We start from the raw sequence: 23479 nt of genomic DNA on the forward strand, positions 1-23479 counted from the left end.
AAAGAAGCCTGAAAGATTGCTCAAACCGTAATGATTAGCGTATTTTTTACTGTATATCTCGCTATAAATAAAATCTAAGTTTCTGATATTTATAGGCTTAATTGTGAATTCAGGTTTTGCACTAAGATTGTGTATCAGTGATGACCATGAGTACCCCTCTTGGCGTGAGCCTTTGAAAAGCGTGCGTATCCGCTATTGGTATGAAAGGCTGCGTCAACGTACACATCTCAATACGGCTTACCAGTTGGAGCAGTTATTTGAGCCGGACTCGTTCGTGCATAACTCAGATGGCACCATTCAGTATTACAAAAACAAGTGGATCGGTTACGAGCAGGGCCGCCATCTCCCACAAGAAGCCTTGTTGAAGAAGGTCGAACGGAAACTGTCCGGCTCAACACGCGACCTTAACCACCCTCTATGGAAGTCGTTAGACATCGCTAACAAACGTGTCATGCGTGACGATGCTTTCCTGCGCGAGTTGGCACCGGTTGTTCAGAATTTGCTGTACCAGCCTGCATTTGATGGAATGCAGAGTTTCGAGGTGCGAGCTCCGGTCACCAAGTCTTTATTGGAGAAACTCGAGCGTAGGGCATCCATGGACGTTCTTGCCTGCCTAGTTTGGCTCTTGCGGGAGTCTGCAGCGAAGCAGTCCAAAGACTCAGAAATGATCGGGCATGCACTACACAATGTTCTGATTATTATGACCTTGGAGTTTGAATCTTTGAAAATCGGGTTGCCCCTTCTACGTCTGTTCATTGATCACATTCTGCCGTTAGGGGTCCCGGCACATCACCGGATGTGGATGATTCCGACTGATTACTTGCATGCCTCCGTTAACCTAAACCTGTTAGCTTCCCGGAGGTCGAAACGTTGGCAAGATTCCGTGGCGTGGAGTAATAGGATCAAGATCATGCAGAGGCTATTGAAAGGGAGACTTGGTACTGATGTCCTTTATGCAATGAGGCCTCAATACCAACTCGACGAAACGAATGGCGAAATACCAACTGAGGTGATCGAGAACTATAAGCGTACCTGCAACCTTCGCGAATGGGGCTGGGAGAACATATGGTCGATCACGCCAGAGTCATTTCCACCCTTAAAACTTTTGTTAAGAGAGGAACGTTAGGTTACATACCGGGAATAGAAAACTTGAGCTGTTCGCGGATCAAAGCGTGATTTTGTCTAGGGTCGTTTAAGTTAGACTCATGTGTTGCATGCTTTCCAAGGAGTTGTTGCGTGAATACGGAGAACCATTCCCAGACGGCCGCTTTTCTTTGGTCTATTGCCGATCTGCTGCGCGGTGACTTCAAGCAGTCGCAGTATGGCCGCATCATCCTGCCGTTCACCTTGCTGCGGCGTATGGAGTGCGTGTTGGCGCCAACCAGGGATGCGGTGATCAGTGAGTCCTACGCTCAGGACGGACGGCCTGATCTGGTTCGTGAGCGTTTGCTGCTGCGTGCTGCCGGCCAGCAGTTCTTCAACGCCTCCAAGCTCACCCTGGCAACCCTGTCCGATACCCAGACCGCTGCCGACCTGATGAGCTACGTGCAGTCATTCAGCAAGGACGGCCGTGAGATATTCGAACACTTCCACTTTGAAGACTTCGTGCAGCAACTCGCTTCAGCCGATCTGCTCTATCAGGTGGTGCAGCGCTTTGCCGCTACCGATCTCAGTCCCGAGCGCGTCAACAACTTCGGCATGGGTATCATCTTCGAAGAATTGATCCGCAAGTTCGCAGAAAGCTCCAACGAAACCGCCGGGGAACACTTCACCCCGCGTGACATCGTGCATCTGACCACCTCGCTGGTGATCACCGGGCAGGACGACAAGCTCAAGCCCAACAGCATTGTCACCATCTATGACCCGACTGCCGGCACTGGCGGCTTCCTCTCCGAAGGCGACGAGTACATCCAGTCCATCAGCCAGAAGGTCACCGTTTCCCTGCACGGTCAGGAGCTGAACCCCGAGTCCTACGCCATCTGCAAGGCGGACATGCTGATCAAGGGCCAGGACGTAACCAGCATAAAGCTCGGCAACACCCTGTCCGACGACCAACTGCCGCATAACAGCTTCGACTTCATGCTCAGCAACCCGCCGTTTGGGGTGGAGTGGAAGAAGGTGCAGAAGCAGATCACCGACGAACACAACCAGAAGGGCTTTGACGGCCGCTTTGGCCCCGGCCTGCCACGGGTGTCTGATGGTTCGCTGCTGTTCCTCCTGCACCTGGTCAGCAAGATGCGTGACCCGCGTGAAGGTGGTTCGCGCATCGGCATCATCCTCAACGGCTCACCGCTGTTCACCGGCGGAGCAGGCAGTGGCGAGTCGGAGATTCGCCGCTACCTGCTGCAGAACGATCTGGTTGAAGCCATCATCGCGCTGCCCACCGACATGTTCTACAACACCGGCATCGCCACCTATGTGTGGATTCTCTCCAACCACAAGGCAGCCGAGCGCAAGGGCAAGGTGCAGCTGATCGATGGCAGCCAGCACTTCAGCAAGATGCGCAAGTCGCTGGGCAGCAAGCGTCAGTTCATCACCGATGAGCAGATAACTGACCTGGTGCGCCTGTATGGCCGCTTTGAAGAAACCCCGCAGAGCAAGATTTTCCCGATTGCAGCTTTCGGTTATCGACGCATCACCGTCGAGCGTCCGCTGCGCCTTAACTTCCAGGCCAGTGCCGAGCGCATCGACCGGGTTCTGGAAGACAAAGCCATACAGAAGCTGGGCACCCCTGCTCGTGTGCGTCTGCTGGCCGCTCTGCAGGCAATGGATGCCAATGTGCTGCACCGCAACCGCGAGCAGTTCAGCAAACTGCTGAAAAAGACCCTCAGCGCTCACGACATATCCCCCAGTGCGCCAGAATTGAAAGCCCTGCTCAATGCATTGAGCGAGCGTGACCCCGAGGCGGATATCTGCATGAGCAAGGGCCAGCCGGAAGCGGACAGCGGTTTGCGTGATAACGAAAACGTGCCGCTGGGCGAGTCGGTGGGTGACTACTTCGAGCGTGAAGTGAAACCGCATGTGCCGGATGCCTGGATCGACACCAGTAAGACTGATGACAAGGATGGCGAAGTCGGCGTTGTCGGCTTCGAGATTCCGTTTAACCGGCACTTCTACGTGTTCCAGCCACCGCGCCCGCTGGCCGATATCGACCGTGACCTGAAAGCCTGTACCGACCGCATCAAGCAGATGATTGAGGGGCTGTCGGCATGACGTTTCCAGCGTACCCGGCTTACAAGGACTCTGGCATCGAGTGGCTAGGCAAGGTGCCAGAGCATTGGGAGGAAAAGCCTTTTTTCAGTTTGGTCAGTGAGAGGTGTGAATCAAATTCCGGAATGAAGCAGGACAACCTGTTGTCGCTGAGTTACGGCTGCATAGTCAATAAAGACATCAATACGCTTGACGGGTTACTGCCTGCCTCGTTTGAAACTTATCAGCTGGTCTACCCAGGCGACATCGTATTTCGCCTGACTGATCTCCAGAACGATAAGAGAAGCCTTAGGAGTGCGATTGTTCGTGAGGTTGGAATTATCACCTCTGCATACCTCGCCGGGAGGTGTGTAAATATTCTGTCTGAGTTCGCAAACCATCTATTTAGGGCGTATGACACCATAAAGGTGTTTTATTCAATGGGCGGTGGGCTCAGGCAGTCCATGAAATACAGCGACATGAAGTGGTTGCCGATATTTCTACCTAGCGATCAGGAGCAAGCCAAAATCGCCTGCTTCCTCGACTACGAAACCGTCCGTATCGACGCGCTGATCGAAGAGCAGCAGCACCTGATCGAACTACTCAAGGAAAAGCGCCAGGCCGTGATCTCCCACGCCGTCACCAAAGGCCTCGACCCAACAGTGCCGATGAAAGACTCCGGCGTGGAGTGGCTGGGCGAAGTGCCGGCGCATTGGATTTGTAAAAGCTATAGATACGCATCGGTAATCTATCGTGGAAAATTTAGTCATCGCCCTAGGAATGACCCATCACTTTATGATGGGGATTACGCGTTCATTCAAACGGGTGATATTGCGCGGGCGGACAAGTACATTCGCGACTACAAGCAAACATTGAACGAGAAGGGGGTAGCGGTTAGTCAGAAATTTCCAGCTGAAACTTTGGTTATGGCCATTGCAGCAAACGTTGGAGATACCGCAATTCTGGGCTTTGAGGCTTATGCGCCGGATAGTGTCGTGGGATTTAAGCCGGAAAAAGACATCGAACTTGAATTTCTCAGATTTAGTCTGATTGCTGCTTTGCAAGAGCTCAAGAAAACGTCGACACAGAGCACGCAAGCAAATCTGAATATTGATCGAATAAGCGGAATCCAATCGGTGTTTCCGCCAGTAACTGAGCAGGTTGAAATCACGGGTTACCTAAACGTCCTAATGGAGCAATTCTCGTTGCTTGAGCAGCAAGCGATGGCGTCTATTGAGTTGATGAACGAGCGCCGAGCCGCCCTAATCTCCGCCGCCGTCACCGGCAAAATCGACGTGCGCGGTTGGCAGCCTCCGGCCAGCACCATAATCCCAGAATTAGAACAAGAGGCCGTGTAATGGCGGACACCAAGGAAGCGGTATTCCAGCAATACATCAACATCAGGGCCTTTAGTGCGGCCGCATTACTTAACGGGGTGGCTGCATGATCATCAATGTCGATAAAACCAACTTGAACTCCCTGCTCGGCGTGCCGAATCGTCAGCTGACTATTCCGGCCTATCAGCGACCTTATGCATGGGAGTTCGAGCAGGTCGATGAGCTATGGCATGACATTGTTGAGACGTTGGGTGGCAACCATTTCATGGGTTCGGTTGTCATGTGCTCGCCAGATAATGCAAGACCGGAGGTGATCGATGGACAGCAGCGACTAACCACCATCATCCTGTTGCTGGCGTTGATTCGCGACAAATATCAGGCCCTAAAGCCGGAGTTGGTGGGGCGGGTGCAGCAGTTCTTCGAGAACGCCTATGCACCGGCGGATCTGCGCTTCAAGTTTCGTCCTGGCAATGCCAATGCGCGGGTGTTTACCGACTTCATACTCTGCGCGCCGGATAACGCTGCACGCGGAGATTGGGCCGCTGTACGTCAGCTCGACTCCCATGAACTGAATCGCAATAAGCGGATGATTGAAAACACAGAGCGCCTGTCGGCCTATCTTGATCAATATCTGGCGGCCAGCGATAACCCGCTACATTCACTGGAAAAGCTCGAAACCAACATCATGACCGGCCTGGAGTTCGTGGTCATTGATGTGCCTGACATTGCTAATGCCTTCATCATCTTTGAAACCCTGAATGATCGAGGTCTCGCGTTATCGGCAGGGGACTTGTTGAAGAATCACTTGTTGGCTGCTGCTGCCAAGACCAATGAGTCTGTTGAAGCACTGGCGCAGGATTGGGACAAGATCATCGACAATCTTGAAGGTGGTGATATCACACGCTTTCTGCGCCATTACCTGCTGACCCAGCATGCTCAAGTGCAGAAGGATGATGTGTTCGGCCTGTTCAAGAAAGAAGTCGGCACGCGGGGCGTCAAACAGCTGATTAAGGACCTGAAACAGATGTCCCGTTTCTACGGGCAGTTCATCAAGCCGGAATTGGTGGAAGACGCTGCAGTGCGTGAGGTGTATCAGAACCTCAATACCTTGCGCGCCACTATGTGTTATTCGGCCCTGCTGGCGGCTTCGCCAGTACTAAACAATGAAGATTTGCGCGATTTTGCCCGCTTGTGTGAGCTGCTGACCTTTCGTTACAGCACCATCTGCAGCAAAGACTCCAAGGAGCTTGAGCGCTTTTATCACAATGCGGCCAAGGTACTCGCGAGTCAGGGGGCTGCAGGTCTCGCTGAGGCACGAAAAGCACTTGAGGCGGCGTCGCCTAGCAGTGAGGAGTTTGTGTTGGCCTTTCGTACTCAGTCGATGGGTCGACAGTACATCGTCAATTACATATTTCGCGGCATAGAAAACTTCCTCTCGCCCGACGAAAAGACACTGCTCAATACGCAGAGCGTGCATATCGAACACATCATGCCGCAGACCCTTTCGGCAGAGTGGAAAGAGGTGCTGGGAGAGGATGTCGGTCAGCATGAGTCGTATGTCAATCGCTGGGGCAATCTGACGTTGTTGGGCGGCAGGCTGAACATCAGTGCATCAAACAGACTTTTTGCAGATAAGAAATTGAGCTATGAACAGTCAAAGATTGCCTTGGCTGCCGAGCTCACCAGCTATGAAACTTGGAGTTTTGAGCAGATTGATGAACGGCAAGAAAAGCTTGCTGTGATCGCTGAAGGTATTTGGAGTATCTAGTTTTGATACTTGGTTTAGCTAAGGAATAGGGCTGGCTCGGATGGCGGATAGCAAGGAATTTCAGTTTCAGCAGGACATCATCAATGCCATGGTCGCCCAGGGCTGGCTAACAGGCCCTGCCAGCGGCTACGACCGGCGGACAGCGTTGTACACCGATGACTTTCTCGCTTACTTCAAGGATGCTTGGCCGGAGCGCTGGGACAAGTTCAGCAAAGCCAACCCGAACAAGCCTGAAGATGTACTGGTACAAAAACTGGTGCGCGAGTTGGAGCAGGACGGCACCCTCGATGTGCTGCGCCACGGCTTCAAGCTACCGGGGGTGAAGATTGAGGTATGCAGCTTCAAACCCGATCACGGCATGAACCCGGACACCCTCAAGCGCTACCAGTACAACCGCCTGCGCGTGGTGCCGGAAGTGTCCTACTCGCCGCATTTCCGGGAAGCGTCGGCCAAAGGGGAAAGTTACAACCCACGGCTCGATCTGGTGCTGTTCGTCAACGGCATCCCCACGGCCACGCTGGAGCTGAAAAGCGAATTCAAGCAGTCGGTAGAAAACGCCAAGCGCCAGTACCGCCAGGATCGCCCGATCAAAGACCCGCTCACACGCAAACCCGAGCCGCTGCTGACCTTCAAGCGCGGCGCCTTGGTGCATTTCGCCGTCAGCCAGCAGGAAGTGGCCATGACCACCAAGCTGGCCGGCAAGGACACCTTCTTCCTGCCGTTCAACCTGGGCAGCGCCGAAGGCGGTGCCGGTAACCCGCTGCCGGAAGATGATAGCCAGTACGCCACCGGCTACCTGTGGCAGCGCCTGTTCCAGCCTGATGCCTGGCTGAAGGTGCTGGGCCGCTTCCTGCATCTGGACAAGGAAGTTAAGGAAGATTTTGACGGCAAGAAAATCACCAAAGAAACCATGATCTTCCCGCGCCTGCACCAGTGGGAGGTGGTCAACAAACTGGTCGAAACCACCCACAGCGAAGGCCCCGGTCAGCGTTATCTGATTCAGCACAGTGCAGGCTCTGGAAAGTCCAACTCGATTGCCTGGACGGCGCACCAGTTGGCCGCGCTGTACGACGACGCAGGGGAGAAGCTGTTCAGCTCGGTGATCGTGGTCACCGACCGCACGGTTCTCGATAGCCAACTGCAGAACACCATCTACCAGTTCGAACACGCACAGGGCGTGGTCAAGCGCATCACCACGGAAGTCGGCAACCAGAGCAAGTCGGAACAGCTGGCTGAAGCGTTGGCAGAACAGACACGCATCATCATCGTCACCATCCAGACCTTCCCGGCGCTGTTTGATGCCCTGGACAAGTACCCCAAGCTGGCCTCCGGCCGTTATGCGGTGATTGCCGACGAAGCGCACTCATCACAAACCGGTTCGTCGGCCAGCAAGCTGAAAGCCATCCTCGGTAGCGACCAGCCCGAAGGCGATGAGATCAGCGCGGAAGAACTGCTGGATGCTGCCGTGGCCTCGCGCGGCCCCAATGAGCGCATCAGCTACTACGCCTTCACCGCCACGCCCAAGGCCAAGACCCTGGAGCTGTTTGGTCGCCCAACCGATCCAACACAGCCGCCGAGTGCCGAGAACAAGCCGGAAGCCTTTCACCTGTACTCCATGCGTCAGGCCATTGAAGAAGGTTTCATCCTCGACGTGCTGCAGAACTACACGACCTACGGCACCGCCTGGAAGATTGCGCACCCGGACGGTGGGGATGAGGAAGTCGATTCGAAAAAGGCCCGCACCAAGCTGGCCCGCTGGGTACGGCTGCATCCCTACAACATCAACCGCAAGGTCGAGATTATCGTTGAGCATTTCCGCGAGAACATTCGTCACCTGCTGAATGGCCAGGCCAAGGCCATGGTGGTGACCAGCAGCCGGCAGGAAGCGGTGCGTTACCAGTTGGCGGTGAAGGCGTATGTGCAGCAGATGGGCTACGGCGACGTGCATCCGCTGGTGGCGTTCTCCGGCAGCGTAATGCCCGATGAAGTCATTCCCGAAGAAGTCACGGAGAGCAGCAGCCTGCTCAACGCCGGCCTGAATGGCCGAGACCTGGCCAAGGCGTTCGATACCCAGGACTTCAACGTGATGATCGCTGCTAACAAGTACCAGACCGGCTTCGATCAGCCCAAGCTGTGCGCCATGTACGTGGACAAGAAGCTGCAGGGCGTTGACTGCGTGCAAACCCTGTCCCGGCTCAACCGCACCTTCGGCGACGGCAAGCAAACCTTCATCCTCGACTTCTTCAACGACGCCAAGGACATTCTGGAAGCCTTTCTGCCGTACTACACCAAGGCTGAACTGACCGATGTGACCGACCCGCAGATCATCTATGACCTGCAGAAGAAGCTCGATGCTGAGGGTATCTATCACTGGGAAGAAGTCGAAGCCTTCGCCATGGCTTTCTTCGACCCCAAGGCAGGGGCCAGCAAGCTCAGCTACTACTGCACGCCGGCCAAGGAGCGCTTTGCCAAGCGTTATTCCTTCTCAGTGGACTCACGTAAGCAGGCGTTGGATTTCAAACGTACCGCCGAAGCCAACGGCGATAGCACTGGCCTGAAAAAGGCCGAACACGCGCTGAAAGAAGCCGGGGAGCAGGTGGATCAACTCGACCTGTTCAAGAAGAACCTGCAGAGCTTTGTGCGCCTGTACGAGTTCCTCTCTCAGATCATCCCCTACGAAGACCGCGAACTGGAGCAGCTGTGCGTGTATGCCAAGCACCTGCACCCACTATTGCGCATTGATCGCCTGGAGCAAGACGAAGTGGATGTGGGCGAACTGCAACTGACCCACTACCGCCTGACCAAGCGTGCAGAGCATCAGCTGCGACTGAGCGAGGAAGGCGGCGACTACGGCCTCGACCCTGCCACCGGCGTAGGCACAGGGAAGCCTCACGACCCGGAGAAGAAATACCTATCGGAAATCATCGAGGCGCTGAACGACATCTTCGGTGCCGAGGTGAGCGACGAAGACCAGCTGCAGTTCCTCACCGGCATCGCCCAACGTATCAGCCGCCAGGAAGACGTGATGGCCCAGGTGAATAGCCACTCCGTCGACCAAGTGATGCACGGCCTGTTCCCGAAACGTGTGCTGGACACCGTCCTGGACGCCATGACCGATCACGAGAAACTGTCACTGGAAGTGCTGGATAACGAGACCAAGAGCCGGGCGTTTGCGTTGGTTATTTTGAAGATGCTGACGTCGCTGGGTGACTTGGGGAAAAGTAACAGCGGCGCTACGGTCTAACTTTCTTGCGCGCTGGTATTACGTGCTCGGGTTAGATTTCAGACAGCTTTGGCAGAAGGCTTGAAGGCTTGCATGCAAGTTCTCCTGCGATCCGATATAGCTTCTCTACGCTGATGTTTACTTCACCACGCTCGATTCGGCCCATATAGCTGCGGTCGATGCTGCAGGCCACCGCTAGTACATCCTGAGAAATCCCGCAGGCCTTCCTCCGTGTTCGGATGCGTTCCCCTAACGCTTTCGCCAAATTATCCATAACCATCTCAATTTCACTTGAGACGGCACTATCCTGCGTTTGCGGACGCAGAAGCCACGGACTATAATCCGCATTTTCATGTTATTACTCTTTTGGTGCCTCAATGAAATCGGCCACGTTCACCTTCGACAGACGGCTGTATGAGATGCTTCAGAGGGACGGATGCACAAAATTCACGACCCGTGAACTTCGCGACGCCTATGCAAGGCAGTTGGATGGTACGAATTTCCGTATCGCCGATGTGCGCCGTTACGTGTATGAGCAGATCCGCCGATTGCTGCGCATAGGTTGGGTTGTACTCGATGAAGATCGCCGTGTTAGAGGGCAGGTCTACCACCTGCAGTCGATTCCAGCACATCTGCAACTGGAGCTGATCGAAAACGGGTTTGAGAACAATCTCAAAACTGCTTGTGGGCCCGGGCAGGCCCTTGCAGCGCCCGAAGCTGAGGTTGTATCGCTTAAGTCTTCCGCCGATGCGGATCGGCACTTGGAGGCGCTCCACAAAGAAATCCGCCTGGATTTCCTGTCTTCAATGGGCGAAGTGGAGAGATTCAAGCTGCTTCTAGAGGATATGCCGCATTTGCGGGACAAGGTTGAAGGTGAATTCCTAGAGGCCAAGGATCGTAGTTCTCGTCTGCTCGGGCATCTTCGCGCTGTCGAAAAGACCCTCAAGACGCTTGCCGCCACCCGATGACCAGATCACTTCGAGATTGGCAAAGCGGCTGCATCACCAAGGCGCTTGAGCACTTCAAAGTCACCCCGCATTTCTTCTGCCAGGCAACGCCCGGGGCTGGCAAGACGTACATGGCTGCAGAGCTGGCAAGACGGCTTCTTGAGCAGAACAGGATCGACCTGGTGCTGTGCTTTGCGCCATCCTGCCAGGTTGTTGAGGGCTTCCGTTCCACCTTTGCCACGGTGCTTGGCAGGCGTCTGGATAACCAGATTGGCGCGGTGGGGGCAGCGTACACCTACCAGGCCATGGAATACCGGGATGAGGGGTTCTGGCAGCTTCTGGATGATTACCGTGTGCTCGTGGTATTCGATGAGATCCACCATTGTGCTGGCCATGATCCGCTACTGAGCAACGCCTGGGGCCAGCAGATACTGCACCGGATTCAGGATCGAGCTGCCTTCACGCTAGCCCTGTCTGGCACGCCTTGGCGCTCGGATGATCGGGCCATCGCCTTGGCTCGTTACTCCTCACCTGAGGGGCATCTGATTTGTGATTACCGGTACGGCCTGAGAGACGCCGTTGCCGACGGCGTGTGTCGATCCCCTCGCATTGTCCTGCTCGACAATGAGAAGGTTAAAGTCACGGAAGAGATGGGCGCTGATAGCTCTGTGAAGCTGTTTCCCAGCTTTGCCAAGCTCTTGTGGGAATCACCAGTCACCTACGAAGAGCTACTGCGCCATGACGAGGTGATCGATCAGCTGCTCGATCTTGGCTGCATCAAGCTTAACGAACTTCGCCTGATAAAGCCGGATGCAGCAGGCTTGGTGGTTGCCACTGATATCGAGCACGCCCAACAAATAGCCCATGCCCTGAACGCGAAGGGTGAGGGTTGTCGCATCGTGACCAACAAAACTCCTGATGCGCAGCACGTGATTAATTCTTTCAGGCACAACGACTCTCGGTGGATTGTCGCCGTGGGGATGATCAGCGAAGGCACCGATATCCCCCGCTTACAGGTGTGCTGCTATTTCAGCCGAATCCGTACAGAACTACATTATCGGCAAGTGCTGGGCCGAGTGCTTCGGCGGACGGGAGAGACCGATGACCAAGCATGGTTGTTCATGCTGGCAGAGCCGATGCTGCATCGCTTGGCTGAACGAATTTCGGACGATCTGCCGGATGATCTGGCAGTGCTGAATGAGGTGCAGATTCCTGACTTCAGTTCAGACTCAAATGCTGACTGGATTGGATCTGCCAGTGATATCGACGGCCTGGCCGGCAGTATTAAAAACGGAACCGAACAGGCTATCGGCTTAGGTGCTACGAACACCGCCTCTCTAGCGGGCTTTGCAGCTGAACCAAGCTATCAGGTCAGCTTTTCCAATCACTATCGCCAACAGTTACTGGCCTGCTTTTAAATGTGGTGCCGACAGAACTTAAATGCGTGGGTATCGTCTCTCAGGTTAAGTGAAGGCAAGCATTGAAAAGCGACAGATTGCGATTGAGAACTGGGATGGTGATGGCGGCATCCGAATTCCGGATGAGGCTTTGCAGTTAATAGGGGTAGATATCGGTGACTCGGTTTACCTAATTGAGGAATTTATAGGTACTACTCGTGTCCTTGCCCTTTCCAAAACTCAGCGTATTCACGATCGTATTGATGCGTTAGAGCAATTGGATCGAGAGCAGGCAGGCAAGCAGGGGAAGCCGGTCAAATCAGATGGGTGACGTTAATCTTCCGCAGCTGTTAATTCCGGTTGTCGAAGTAGTCCTGTCCGCTGGAAAGCTGATCGAAGCCGAATGGATGCACGCAGGTGATCCTCGTGGTCAACGCGACAAAGCGGACTTTGATGTTGAGAACGAGCGAACTTTGCGTCAGCGCCTTTTAGCGTTATTACCATCTCATTTCTTGGGCGAAGAGATCGGTCATGGGCTCACGGTTGCAAAAGGTATGAAAAGTATATTTAGGGCTGTCAATACCACTATAAAATGTTCGAAAAAAAGCCCTCTTGACGAGGGCTATTGGTAGATTTAGTACATATTTAGGCGCTGCAAAGAACATCCGGCAGCCCTTTTTGCTCCGCCCGAGTCGCTCAAGTAAGCTTGCCCGCCTGAACAACGTCCCCCGCTGTATCGCCCATGCCTGCCGTCCCCACCCAAAGAGGTTCCCAGATGCCCTGGTTGCAAGTTCGTATCGCCATCACCCCGGAGCAGGCTGAAACCTACGAAGACGCCCTACTGGCCCTGGGCGCCGTATCGGTAACCTTCATGGACGCCGAAGACCAGCCGATCTTCGAGCCCGATCTGGGCACCACGCCACTCTGGTCGCACACGCACCTGCTGGCATTGTTTGAAGCCGATACCGATCTCGACAAACTGCCGGCACAGCTGGAACTGATGACCGGCAAGCCTGCGCCTGAATCAATGGTCGAACGCATCGAAGACCAGGACTGGGAACGCAGCTGGATGGCCAATTTCCAGCCCATGCGCTTTGGCCAGCGGCTCTGGATCGTGCCGAGCTGGCACGAAGCACCCGAGCCGGACGCGGTCAACCTGCTACTCGACCCGGGACTGGCCTTTGGCACCGGAACGCACCCGACCACCGCCCTATGCCTGGAGTGGCTGGATAGTCAGGACCTGCACGGCTGCGATCTGCTCGATTTCGGCTGCGGCTCCGGCATTCTGGCGATTGCCGGACTCCTGCTGGGCGCACGCCAGGCGATCGGCACCGACATCGACCCGCAGGCGCTGGAAGCATCCCGCGACAATGCCGGACGCAACGGCATAGCGGCTGTGCAGTTCCCGCTCTACCTGCCGGCCGATTTACCGCCAGGGCAAGCCGATGTGCTGGTCGCCAACATTCTCGCCGGCCCCCTGGTCAGCCTCGCCGGACAAATCACCGGCCTGGTCAGGTCCGGCGGCCGCCTGGCGCTTTCCGGCATTCTCGCCGAACAGGCCGAAGAGGTTTGTGCCGCCTATCGCAGCAGCTTTGACCTGGATCCGGTGGCCGAGAAAGACGGCTGGATCCGGATTACCGGCAAACGCCGCTAGTTAGTTAAACTAAAGACCTGCCCGGTTATTTTTGCGCATGCAACTAAACCAGGCAGGCCGTCAGCGCCCTGTTTTGTACGGATTCATGCATGAGCGATAGTTTCGTCACCCAGTGCCCACATTGCCGCACCAGCTTTCGTGTCAGTCAGGTTCAATTGTCTGCCGCACAAGGCGCCGTGCGTTGCGGTGCCTGTCTGCACGTGTTCAATGCTCATCAGCATTTACTGGATAAACCCTCAACTGCTGGCAACCCCGGCGCGGCCCCTGCCACTCCGGCCAGCCCTGCAGCAACCAGCCTGCAGCCGGCCCCCGACCAGGCCGCCACCGAAACGCTGGCGCGCAAGGACTCACTGGACACCGTACGCATCCACGACGATCTGGATCTGGACAGTCTTGACCTCGACGAAGAACTGGCCCGTCTGGAGCAGGAAGAACAATTACATTCGCGCAGCCGGATACCGCTGGAAAGCCCTGCCAGCAGGCAACCAGCGTTCGAAATGGCACCTGCTACCGAAGCAAAGGCTGATGAGCGCTGGGCAGAGAAATTGCTGGAGGACTCGCAACGCCCGGCAAATTCCAGCTCCGCAGCGCCCGCAGCGACAACCACGGAATTAGCCGAATCCCCCGCAGAACCGGCCTCGACAGCCCCCTGGCAGGACAGCGATGACGACACCGAGCGTCTTGAACCGGCGATCGAGGACGAGCACACCGATGAGGCTGAAGACCAGCACATCGACATGGACATTCAGGCGCCGGCTCCGGCAGGCAGCACTGACGAAGCGGACACGACAACCCGTTTCCGTCCCAACGACAAACTGCTCGAACTCGATCAGGACCCGCTGCAACTGCAATGGCAGGCACCCGGCAGACCCTGGGGTCGCTGGCTGGGCTGGGGCCTGCTGAACCTGATCGCCGCCGGCGCCCTGATAACCCAGTACACTTTTTATCACTTCGATGAACTGGCCCGGCAGGATCAGTACCGTCCATGGTTTGAAAGTATCTGCCCGCAACTCGGTTGCAGCCTGCCGCCCAAGGTCGATGTGAATCTGATCAAGAGCAGCAATCTGGTGATCCGCAGTCATCCCGACTTCGCCGGTGCGCTGGTGGTCGATGCCATCCTGTATAACCGCGCCAGTTTCGAGCAACCCTTCCCGCTGCTGGAGTTGCGCTTTTCCGATATCAACAACAAGCCGCTGGCCAATCGCCGCTTCAAGCCCAGCGAGTATCTGGCCGGCGAACTTGCCGGGCAAAGCCAGATGCCGCCGCAAACGCCGATCCACATCTCGCTCGATATCCTTGATCCGGGTCAGGAAGCGGTCAATTACAACCTGATCTTCCAGTCCCCCGAGTAAGCACCGGCTGGAACGGCTGCAGCAGGCGAGATCACAACTTCGGCCAAAATCCAGTGACCTGCGGATATTCGCTGCAAATCCTGATACTGATCATATTTTATCCAGTTCAGTCTTTATCCGGACTTCCCGAACGGGTATCATCGCCTCCCTTTTTCCGTTACCCAAGCACCACGAAACCAGGCCATGAAGGCAGGGAAGATTCATGTCGGCGGTACAGATTGGTCCCTATACGCTCGCTAACCAGTTGATCCTTGCGCCAATGGCCGGGGTGACTGATCAGCCTTTTCGTCAGCTGTGCACGCGCCTGGGCGCCGGCATGGTGGTGGGCGAAATGCTGAGCAGCGATATGCGTCTATGGGACAGCCGCAAGTCCCGCTTGCGGCTGGTACATGCCAGTGATGCCGAGCCACGTTCGGTACAGATAGCCGGTGCCGACCCGCAGATGCTTGCCGAAGCGGCCCGGGCCAACGTCGCGATGGGTGCGCAGATCATCGACATCAACATGGGCTGTCCGGCGAAAAAAGTCTGCAACAAGGCCGCCGGCTCCGCCCTGATGAAAGACGAACTGCTGGTCGCAGAAATCCTCGAGACTGTGGTGGCTGCGGTCAAGGTACCGGTCACCCTGAAAATACGTACCGGCTGGGACCGGCAGAACAGGAATGGCCTGAGCATTGCCCGCATCGCCGAGCAGTCCGGCATCCAGGCCCTGGCCGTGCACGGCCGCACCCGCAGCGATCTGTATAGCGGCGCGGCAGAGTACGAGACCATCGCCAGCATCAAGCAGGCCATCCGCATCCCGGTCTTTGCCAACGGTGACATCTGCTCGCCGGAAAAAGCCCGCGAAGTGCTGCTGCAGACTGGCGCCGACGGTCTGCTGATCGGTCGCGCGGCTCAGGGCCGGCCATGGATTTTTCGCGAGATCGCCTACTTCCTGGCCCACGGCAGCCGCCTTGCCGAACCGGAGCTGGGCGAAATCGAAAGCATTCTGCTCGAGCATCTGGACGCGTTGCACCGCTTTTACGGCAACCTGATGGGCGTGCGCATCGCGCGCAAGCATGTTGGCTGGTATCTGGCGACCCTGCCGGGAGCGCGCGAATTCCGCGCCGGATTCAACAAACTGGAAACACCCGAGGCACAAATCGCCGGCATCCGGCAGTTTTTCCTCGGCCAATATAACCAAGAAGAAAAAGTGGTCGCGTGACAGCCATGACTGAGCAATTGATAAACAAGATTTTTTTTGATGGGGCTTCATCAGTGAGTAACAATCTGCAACTTGAAATGCCCGCAGCAATTTCCAGCGAAGAGGTGCAGACCTTGCGCAGCAGCGTGACCAAATCGCTACGGGATTATTTTGCCAACCTGGAAGATGCCAGCGTCTGTGATCTCTACAACCTGGTGATTTCCGAAGTCGAGGCGCCACTGCTGGAAAGCGTGATGAACTTCGTCAAAGGCAACCAGACCAGAGCCTCGGAGATGCTCGGCCTGAACCGCGGCACCCTGCGCAAGAAGCTCAAGCAGTACGACCTGCTCTGACAGTATATTTTCCGTAAAAGGGCGGCCCAGCCACACGAGCCGCCCTTTTTGTTTTCCAAGCTCTGATGGAATCTGCAATGACCGACCAGACCACCCGCCTCCCCGTTCGCCGCGCGCTGATCAGTGTTTCTGACAAGACCGGCATTCTTGACTTCGCCCGCGAGCTCGTCGCCCTGGGAGTGGAAATTCTCTCCACCGGCGGCACCTTCAAGCTGCTCAAGGACAATGGTGTGGCTGCCGTGGAAGTGGCTGACTACACCGGCTTTCCGGAGATGATGGATGGCCGGGTGAAGACCCTGCACCCGAAAATCCACGGCGGCATTCTCGGCCGCCGCGCCCTCGACGGCGCCGTCATGGAGCAGCACGGCATCCAGCCGATCGACCTGGTCGCGGTCAACCTCTACCCCTTCGCCGCCACCGTGGCCAAGCCCGGCTGTGAGCTGGCCGACGCCATCGAGAACATCGACATCGGCGGCCCGACCATGGTCCGCAGCGCGGCAAAAAACCACAAGGAAGTGGCCATCGTGGTCAACGCCGGCGACTACGCCGGCATTGTTGAATCCCTGAAAGCCGGCGGTCTGACTTACGCCCAGCGTTTTGATCTGGCCCTCAAGGCCTTCGAGCACACCGCCGCCTACGACGGTATGATCGCCAACTACCTGGGCACCATCAATCAAACTGCCGACACCCTGAGCACCGAAGGGCGTGGCGCCTTCCCGCGTACCTTCAACAGTCAGTTCATCAAGGCGCAGGAAATGCGCTACGGCGAGAACCCGCACCAGAGCGCAGCTTTCTATGTCGAAGCCGAGCGTGGTGAGGCGAGCATCGCCAGTGCCGTGCAGCTGCAGGGCAAGGAACTGTCGTTCAACAACGTGGCCGACACCGACGCGGCGCTGGAGTGCGTGAAGAGTTTCGTCAAGCCGGCCTGCGTCATCGTCAAGCACGCCAACCCCTGCGGCGTAGCGGTAGCTCTGGACAGCGAAGGCGGCATTCGCCAGGCCTACGAGCTGGCCTACGCCACCGATAGCGAGTCGGCCTTCGGCGGCATCATTGCCTTCAACCGTGAGCTGGACGGCGACACCGCCCAGGCCATCGTTGACCGCCAATTCGTCGAAGTAATCATCGCGCCGAAAATCAGCGCCGCCGCCCGCGAAGTAGTCGCCGCCAAAGCCAATGTACGCTTGCTGGAATGCGGCGAATGGCCAGCCGAGCGCAGCGCCAGCTGGGACTTCAAACGGGTCAACGGTGGTCTGCTGGTACAGAGTCGCGACATCGGCATGATCAAGGCCGAAGACCTCAAGGTGGTCACCCGCCGCGCCCCCAGCGAGCAGGAAATTCACGACCTGATCTTTGCCTGGAAAGTGGCCAAGTTCGTCAAATCCAACGCCATCGTCTACGCCAAGGGCCGCCAGACCATCGGCGTCGGCGCCGGCCAGATGAGCCGGGTCAACTCGGCGCGTATCGCCGCGATCAAGGCCGAGCATGCCGGCCTGCAAGTCGCCGGCTCGGTTATGGCCAGTGACGCCTTCTTCCCGTTCCGCGACGGTCTGGACAACGCGGCGAAGAACGGCATTACCGCGGTGATTCAACCCGGCGGCTCGATGCGTGATGCCGAAGTGATTGCCGCCGCCGATGAAGCCGATATCGCCATGGTCTTCACCGGCATGCGCCATTTCCGCCATTAAGACATTGCCTTACATGTAGGAGCGGGCTTGCCCGCGAAACAACTTTCCCGCAGATCGCCGAGTGAGCATCGCGGGCAAGCCCGCTCCTACATAATCAAGAATTGAGCGTCATCGAGGTATTGAAATGAACGTACTGATCATCGGCAGCGGCGGACGTGAACACGCCCTGGCCTGGAAAGTCGCGCAAGACCCGCGCGTAGCCAAAGTCTTCGTCGCCCCGGGTAACGCCGGCACCGCCACCGAAGCCAAATGCGAGAACGTGGCCATCGACGTGCTGGCCCTCGAGCAGCTGGCCGACTTTGCTGAAAAGAATGTGCAACTGACCATCGTCGGCCCGGAAGTGCCGCTGGTGGCCGGCGTGGTCGATCTGTTCCGCAGCCGCAACCTGCGCTGCTTCGGCCCGACCAAAGGCGCCGCCCAACTGGAAGGCTCCAAGGCCTTCACCAAGGATTTCCTCGCCCGCCATCAGATTCCAACCGCCGACTACCAGAACTTCACCGAGATCGAACCGGCACTGGCTTACCTGCAGCAAGTCGGCGCGCCGATTGTGATCAAGGCTGACGGTCTGGCCGCCGGCAAAGGTGTGATCGTTGCCATGACGCTGGCCGAAGCCGAAGCCGCCGTGCGTGACATGCTCGCCGGCAACGCCTTTGGCGAAGCCGGTTCGCGGGTGGTGATCGAAGAGTTTCTCGACGGCGAGGAAGCCAGCTTTATCGTCATGGTTGACGGTAAGAACGTGCTGCCGATGGCCACCAGTCAGGACCACAAGCGCGTCGGCGATGGCGACAGCGGTCCGAATACCGGTGGCATGGGCGCCTACTCGCCAGCCCCGGTGGTCAGCGCCGAGGTGCACCAGCGGGTGATGGAGCAGGTGATCTGGCCGACCGTCAAGGGCATGGCTGCCGAAGGCAATGTCTACACCGGTTTCCTCTACGCCGGGCTGATGATCGACCAGGCCGGCAACCCGAAAGTCATCGAATTCAACTGCCGCTTTGGCGATCCGGAAACCCAGCCGGTAATGCTGCGCTTGCAGTCTTCGCTGGTCTTGTTGATTGAAGCCGCCTTTGCCGAGGCTCTGGACAAGGTCGAAGCCCAGTGGGATCCGCGCCCCAGCCTTGGCGTGGTGCTGGCCGCCGGTGGCTATCCGGGCGACTATGCCAAGGGCGCAGCGATCCACGGGCTGGAGCAAGCGGCAGCATTGCCGGGCAAAGTGTTCCATGCCGGCACCGCACTTCGCGACGGTCAGGTGGTCACCAGCGGCGGACGTGTGCTGTGTGCCACCGCGCTAGGCGACAGCGTGAGTGATGCGCAACAGCAGGCCTACCGGCTGGCCGCGCAGATCAACTGGGATGGCTGTTTCTATCGCAAGGACATCGGCTACCGCGCCATCGCCCGCGAGCAGGAGTAACGCCGGCCAGCCGTGCATGCCGGTACAGACAACCATCTGAACGGCTTGCACGGCAGTCAACAAGCAATACCCGCATCGATTACAAAAGGACTTTGATCGTGCACTGGCCCAGGTTCGTCGTATTTCTGCTCGCTTCCCTGCTGCTTGCCGCACCGCTACAGGCACAGCCGGACAACCATAGCGGGGCCTGGTATGCGTTTGACGACAGCAATGGCCAGGCGCCGTTCGAAGCGATTCGCCAGCCAGACTTTGCCGGGCAATTCAAGGCGATCGACAGCAAAAGCATTCGCACCTCCGGAGGCGACAGCGCGCTCTGGCTGCGCCACCAGCTCAGCGATAGCCGGCAGGTGCAGTACCTGCTGGTGATTGCGCCCTTTCTCGCAGCGCTGGATATGTATGTGCTGCAGGACGACGAACTGCTTGAGCATGCGCAAACCGGCAGCCAGCTTGAGCCCATGCAGCGCCCCGTCGCGGCCCGCGACCTGTTCCTGGCGCTACCGCAATCTAACCGGCAACTGACCCTGTACCTCAGGCTCAGCTCACCCTATACGCTGCGGCCGATCATCCAGATCGCTCCGGCCAGCAGCTTGCTGGCCAACGATCAGCGCACCCTGCTGCTGGCTGCCCTGCTCGGCGCGCTGGCAATGCTGGCCTTCTATAACCTGGTGCGCTTTTGCTACCTGCGCAGCACGCCCGCATTCTGGCTGACCCTCAGCCAGATCGCCCTGGTACTGGGCATCATGCACCTGCTGGGCATGGTGCCCGAATGGCTGAGTCCGCTCCGTCCTCTGCAAGGCCCGCTGGGCAATCTCACGATCCTGCTGGCCATGCTCACCACGGTGGCGTTTGTGCGCAGCCTGTTGCGCTGGCCGCAACCAGTGGCCAGGGCGCAGCAGACCCTGACAGCAATAATGCTGGTACTGGCCGCAGAGCTGCCGCTGCCACTGTTCCTCGAAGCCCGGCACAGCACCCTGCTGATCATCCTGACCGGCTGCCTCAGCCTGCCGGCACTGCTGTTTTTCAGCGTGCAGCACTGGCGGCGGCGCAATCAACCGGCGGGCGTGCTCAGCCTGGCGCTGCTGCTGGCGATTCTGCTCAGCATTGCCGGGGTTGGCTACTTCCTGAATATCCGCCCCTTTTACCTGATTACCGAAACCGACTGGCTGCTCGCAGGTATTGTGGCGAGCAGTTTTCTCTGCAGCATGGCGCTGCGCGAGCAGCAGCTCCGGCAACTGGGGACAAAGATCAGCGCCTCGCGCCAGCAGGCATCCCGCCAGGGCGAACTCAAAGCCAAAACGGAGTTTCTCGCGCGCATCAGTCACGACATCCGCACACCGATGAACGGCGTGCTGGGCATGGCCGAGCTGCTGCTCGACACACCGCTGTCCGATCGCCAGCGTGACTATGCACAAACCATCCGCAGTGCCGGCAACGAACTGCTGGGCCTGCTCGGACAGATTCTCGATGTTTCCCGGCTGGAGTCCGGCATGATCGAACTGGACAATGATCCGTTCGACTACCCGGCCCTGCTGGATGACTGCCTGGACATCTTCCGCAACCAGGCCGGACAACGCGGCATCGAACTGATCAGCCTGATCAAGCCGGAAGTGCCGCAATTGCTGCGCAGTGATCCGGCACGCATCCGCCAGATACTGCTCAGCCTGCTGGAACATGCCTTCAAGCACACCCGAAGCGGGGAAGTCTTCCTGCTCAGTGAGCTGCAAACAAACCCGCAAGGTTCGCGTCTTTGTCTGACCGTGCACGACAGCGGCCCGGCACTGGGCCATGCCGAGCTGAAAGAATTGCTCGGCGCCGAACTGCACGGCGAGGACTTCCTCACCTCGGGCAAACTCAGCGGACATCTGGCGCTGGTGATAACCCGTCACCTGATCCGCCTGATGGGTGGTGAGTTCCGTCTCGAGAGCCGTCCCGGCAAGGGCAATATTGCCTGGCTTGCGGTACCGGTAGAGCATGCCGCGATCGAATCGCCGGCCAGCGAGCACGCAGAACTGTTGCAGGGCGTTCGCGTGCTGGTGGTCGATGACAACCACACCTGCCGCAAAGTCCTCAGCGAACAGTGCGCCGGCTGGGGCATGCAGGTCAGCCAGGCGGCCTCCGGGCAAGAGGCGCTGGCACTGCTACACAGCAAGGCCAATCTGCATGAAGACATCGACGTGGTATTGCTCGACCAGCGCATGCCGCAGATGAACGGCATACAACTGGCGGCCAGTATCAAAGCCGACAACTACCTGCACACGGATGTGCTGATTTTCATGCTCACCGATATTTGCCAGGCGCCGGGCATGCGCCAGACGCGCAATGCCGGTATCGAGCGGATACTGGCCAAGCCGGTTGCCGGCTTTACCCTGCGCACGGCACTGTGCAGCGCCCTTGAACAGCATAACTCCAGCCTTGCTCCCGGCATCCGCGAACCCGCCACGGTGCAGCATCTGCGCGTGCTGATTGCCGAAGACAGCAGCATCTCGATGAAAGTCCTGAATGCCATGCTGAACAAGCTCGGCATCCAGCCGGACACCGTCGATAGCGGCGACGCCGCGCTGTTGGCCATGCAGAGCAAGCAATACGATCTGGTACTGATGGACTGCGAGATGCCGGTCATGGACGGCTTTAGCGCAACCCGCAGCCTGCGCGCTTGGGAACGGCAGAACCTGCGCCGCCGCACCCCGGTAATAGCCCTGACCGCACATACCCTCAGCCAGCACAAGGAACGTGCGCGCCAGGCCGGCATGGATGCGCACATCAGCAAGCCGGTGGAACTGGCCAGACTGCGGGAACTTATCGCCACCTGGGCGCCACACGGCCAGCAGCCATTGCCACCTTGATCCGCGCCGCTGCGCCAGTATTCGACCCTAAACCCCGGTCTGCTGTGCGATGATTGGCGGACGCTGCGGCTGAGTGCTGATAGATCCGTTCAGAATGGCCGTGGCAGCCCGTCCAAACCGAGTCCGGCCCGATGATTTACACACTCTCCAGCCTGTATCTGAAAATGCTGGTGCTTTACAGCCCGTTCTTCGTACTGTCCTGCTTTATCAGCCTGACCCGCGGCTACACCGTCAAGGAACGCCGCTATCTGGCCTGGAAGGTGGCGCTCGGCTCGATGATCGCCAGTGCGCTGCTGTACCTGTTCGGCAACAACATTTTCAACGTGTTTGGCGTGACCATTGATGCCTTCCGTATCGGTGCCGGCAGTGTGCTGTTCATTTCCGCACTGGCCATGGCCCAGGGCAAACCGGCGGTGCAGCAGGAAAACCTGGATCAGGATGTCACCATTGTGCCGCTGACCATTCCACTGACCGTCGGCCCCGGCACCATAGGCGCGCTGCTGGTAATGAGTGCCAGTGACGAACACTGGGAACCGCGCCTGACCACCTTGCTGGCCATCGTCATCGCCAGTCTTACCGTGGGCCTGGTGCTGTATCTTTCCAATCTTTTTGAACGCGTCATGGGCGAGCAAGGGCTGCAGATCGTCAGCCGCCTGATGGGCCTGTTCGTCTGTGCGCTGGCTGCCCAGATCATCTTTACCGGCGTAAAGAATTACCTGCAGCTGTAGACCACCAGTGAAGGAGTCGCCCCATGAAACGCAAACTTTCCACTCCCGGCCTGCTGGCCTTGTTCTGTCTGGGCGGCTGTGGCGCCGGGGAAACTGCGGCAGTGGCCACACTGCAAGCCGAACAGGCCCAGCAGGCGCAGCAACAGATGCAACAGCTCAGGCAACAGGTTGAACTGGCCAACCAGAAGAGCAACCTGCGGCTACAGGAGGCCACCCAGTCCAGCCAGTACTAATCACGCAAGCCTTGCCCTGGGTCAGCACCAGCACGCGGCACGGCTGAAATACTCTGCAACGTCAACTGGCCGTCAAAGGTTGAGCCGGCAGGCCGCATCCGCGATACTCGCCAGCTGGTTTTGCACATAAATACACAAGATTGGCCACGCGCCAGCATTCTCAGGTTGCTCAGCATTGCCCT

19 protein-coding genes are annotated in these 23479 nt (G+C 57.7%); 18 read left to right on the forward strand and 1 reads right to left on the reverse strand.

Going from position 1 to position 23479, the window contains the following annotated elements:
- Positions 1-181 precede the first annotated feature (181 nt).
- The 5 genes from BLT89_RS13065 (at position 182) to BLT89_RS13085 (ending at position 9538) form a co-directional block, all read left to right on the forward strand.
- Positions 182-1126 carry a hypothetical protein gene (locus BLT89_RS13065; protein ID WP_157718870.1) on the forward strand — a complete coding sequence of 315 codons (945 nt, stop codon included), beginning with the start codon at positions 182-184 and terminating at the stop codon, positions 1124-1126.
- A gap of 110 nt (positions 1127-1236) precedes the next feature.
- On the forward strand, positions 1237-3213 hold the full coding sequence (locus tag BLT89_RS13070) for a type I restriction-modification system subunit M (RefSeq protein WP_090196154.1): 1977 nt from the start codon (positions 1237-1239) through the stop codon (positions 3211-3213).
- Positions 3210-4547 (forward strand): restriction endonuclease subunit S, encoded by a 1338-nt coding sequence (locus BLT89_RS13075; protein ID WP_090196157.1) that lies wholly within the window; start codon positions 3210-3212, stop codon positions 4545-4547. Before BLT89_RS13070 ends, BLT89_RS13075 begins: the two co-directional genes overlap by 4 nt.
- 85 nt (positions 4548-4632) lie before the next feature.
- A complete protein-coding gene (locus BLT89_RS13080; RefSeq protein ID WP_090196160.1) occupies positions 4633-6294 on the forward strand; it encodes a DUF262 domain-containing protein in 1662 nt (553 codons plus the stop codon).
- Between the two features lie 40 nt (positions 6295-6334).
- Positions 6335-9538 carry a type I restriction endonuclease subunit R gene (locus BLT89_RS13085; protein ID WP_090196163.1) on the forward strand — a complete coding sequence of 1068 codons (3204 nt, stop codon included), beginning with the start codon at positions 6335-6337 and terminating at the stop codon, positions 9536-9538.
- A gap of 31 nt (positions 9539-9569) precedes the next feature.
- On the opposite strand, the gene BLT89_RS13090 is transcribed toward BLT89_RS13085, so the two are convergent.
- Entirely contained in the window at positions 9570-9791 is a 222-nt protein-coding gene (locus BLT89_RS13090; protein WP_090199012.1) for a helix-turn-helix domain-containing protein, read from the reverse strand.
- Positions 9792-9894: 103 nt separating this feature from the next.
- On the opposite strand from BLT89_RS13090, the gene BLT89_RS13095 reads away from it, so the two are divergent.
- The 13 genes from BLT89_RS13095 to BLT89_RS13155 all read left to right on the forward strand — a co-directional run bounded on the left by BLT89_RS13095 (position 9895) and on the right by BLT89_RS13155 (position 23297).
- Entirely contained in the window at positions 9895-10485 is a 591-nt protein-coding gene (locus tag BLT89_RS13095; protein ID WP_090196166.1) for a hypothetical protein, read from the forward strand.
- Positions 10482-11882, forward strand: a complete 1401-nt coding sequence (locus BLT89_RS13100; RefSeq protein ID WP_090196169.1) for a DEAD/DEAH box helicase — start codon at positions 10482-10484, stop codon at positions 11880-11882. The genes BLT89_RS13095 and BLT89_RS13100 overlap by 4 nt, the downstream gene beginning before the upstream one ends.
- Positions 11883-11931: 49 nt before the next feature.
- Positions 11932-12192 (forward strand): AbrB/MazE/SpoVT family DNA-binding domain-containing protein, encoded by a 261-nt coding sequence (locus tag BLT89_RS13105; RefSeq protein ID WP_231975018.1) that lies wholly within the window; start codon positions 11932-11934, stop codon positions 12190-12192.
- Positions 12185-12493, forward strand: coding sequence for a hypothetical protein (locus tag BLT89_RS13110; protein ID WP_090196172.1), 309 nt, complete (start codon positions 12185-12187; stop codon positions 12491-12493). Before BLT89_RS13105 ends, BLT89_RS13110 begins: the two co-directional genes overlap by 8 nt.
- Before the next feature lie 143 nt (positions 12494-12636).
- Positions 12637-13515, forward strand: a complete 879-nt coding sequence (prmA, locus tag BLT89_RS13115; protein WP_090196176.1) for a 50S ribosomal protein L11 methyltransferase — start codon at positions 12637-12639, stop codon at positions 13513-13515.
- Positions 13516-13604: 89 nt separating this feature from the next.
- Complete coding sequence (locus BLT89_RS13120) at positions 13605-14867, forward strand: DUF3426 domain-containing protein (RefSeq protein WP_090196179.1); 1263 nt, start codon at positions 13605-13607, stop codon at positions 14865-14867.
- Between the two features lie 202 nt (positions 14868-15069).
- Complete coding sequence (gene dusB, locus BLT89_RS13125; protein WP_090196182.1) at positions 15070-16068, forward strand: tRNA dihydrouridine synthase DusB; 999 nt, start codon at positions 15070-15072, stop codon at positions 16066-16068.
- Positions 16065-16400, forward strand: coding sequence for a DNA-binding transcriptional regulator Fis (gene fis, locus BLT89_RS13130; protein WP_408003047.1), 336 nt, complete (start codon positions 16065-16067; stop codon positions 16398-16400). Before dusB ends, fis begins: the two co-directional genes overlap by 4 nt.
- A gap of 77 nt (positions 16401-16477) precedes the next feature.
- Complete coding sequence (gene purH, locus BLT89_RS13135) at positions 16478-18085, forward strand: bifunctional phosphoribosylaminoimidazolecarboxamide formyltransferase/IMP cyclohydrolase (protein ID WP_090196190.1); 1608 nt, start codon at positions 16478-16480, stop codon at positions 18083-18085.
- A 124-nt stretch (positions 18086-18209) separates the two neighbouring features.
- Positions 18210-19493, forward strand: coding sequence for a phosphoribosylamine--glycine ligase (purD, locus tag BLT89_RS13140; protein ID WP_090196193.1), 1284 nt, complete (start codon positions 18210-18212; stop codon positions 19491-19493).
- A 98-nt stretch (positions 19494-19591) separates the two neighbouring features.
- Entirely contained in the window at positions 19592-22336 is a 2745-nt protein-coding gene (locus BLT89_RS13145) for a hybrid sensor histidine kinase/response regulator (protein ID WP_157718871.1), read from the forward strand.
- A gap of 131 nt (positions 22337-22467) precedes the next feature.
- Complete coding sequence (locus BLT89_RS13150) at positions 22468-23064, forward strand: MarC family protein (protein WP_090196199.1); 597 nt, start codon at positions 22468-22470, stop codon at positions 23062-23064.
- 23 nt (positions 23065-23087) lie between these two features.
- Positions 23088-23297 carry a hypothetical protein gene (locus BLT89_RS13155; protein WP_090196202.1) on the forward strand — a complete coding sequence of 70 codons (210 nt, stop codon included), beginning with the start codon at positions 23088-23090 and terminating at the stop codon, positions 23295-23297.
- The last annotated feature ends 182 nt before the right edge of the window (positions 23298-23479 follow it).

Source organism: Pseudomonas pohangensis, assembly GCF_900105995.1.
GTDB lineage: Bacteria > Pseudomonadota > Gammaproteobacteria > Pseudomonadales > Pseudomonadaceae > Aquipseudomonas > Aquipseudomonas pohangensis.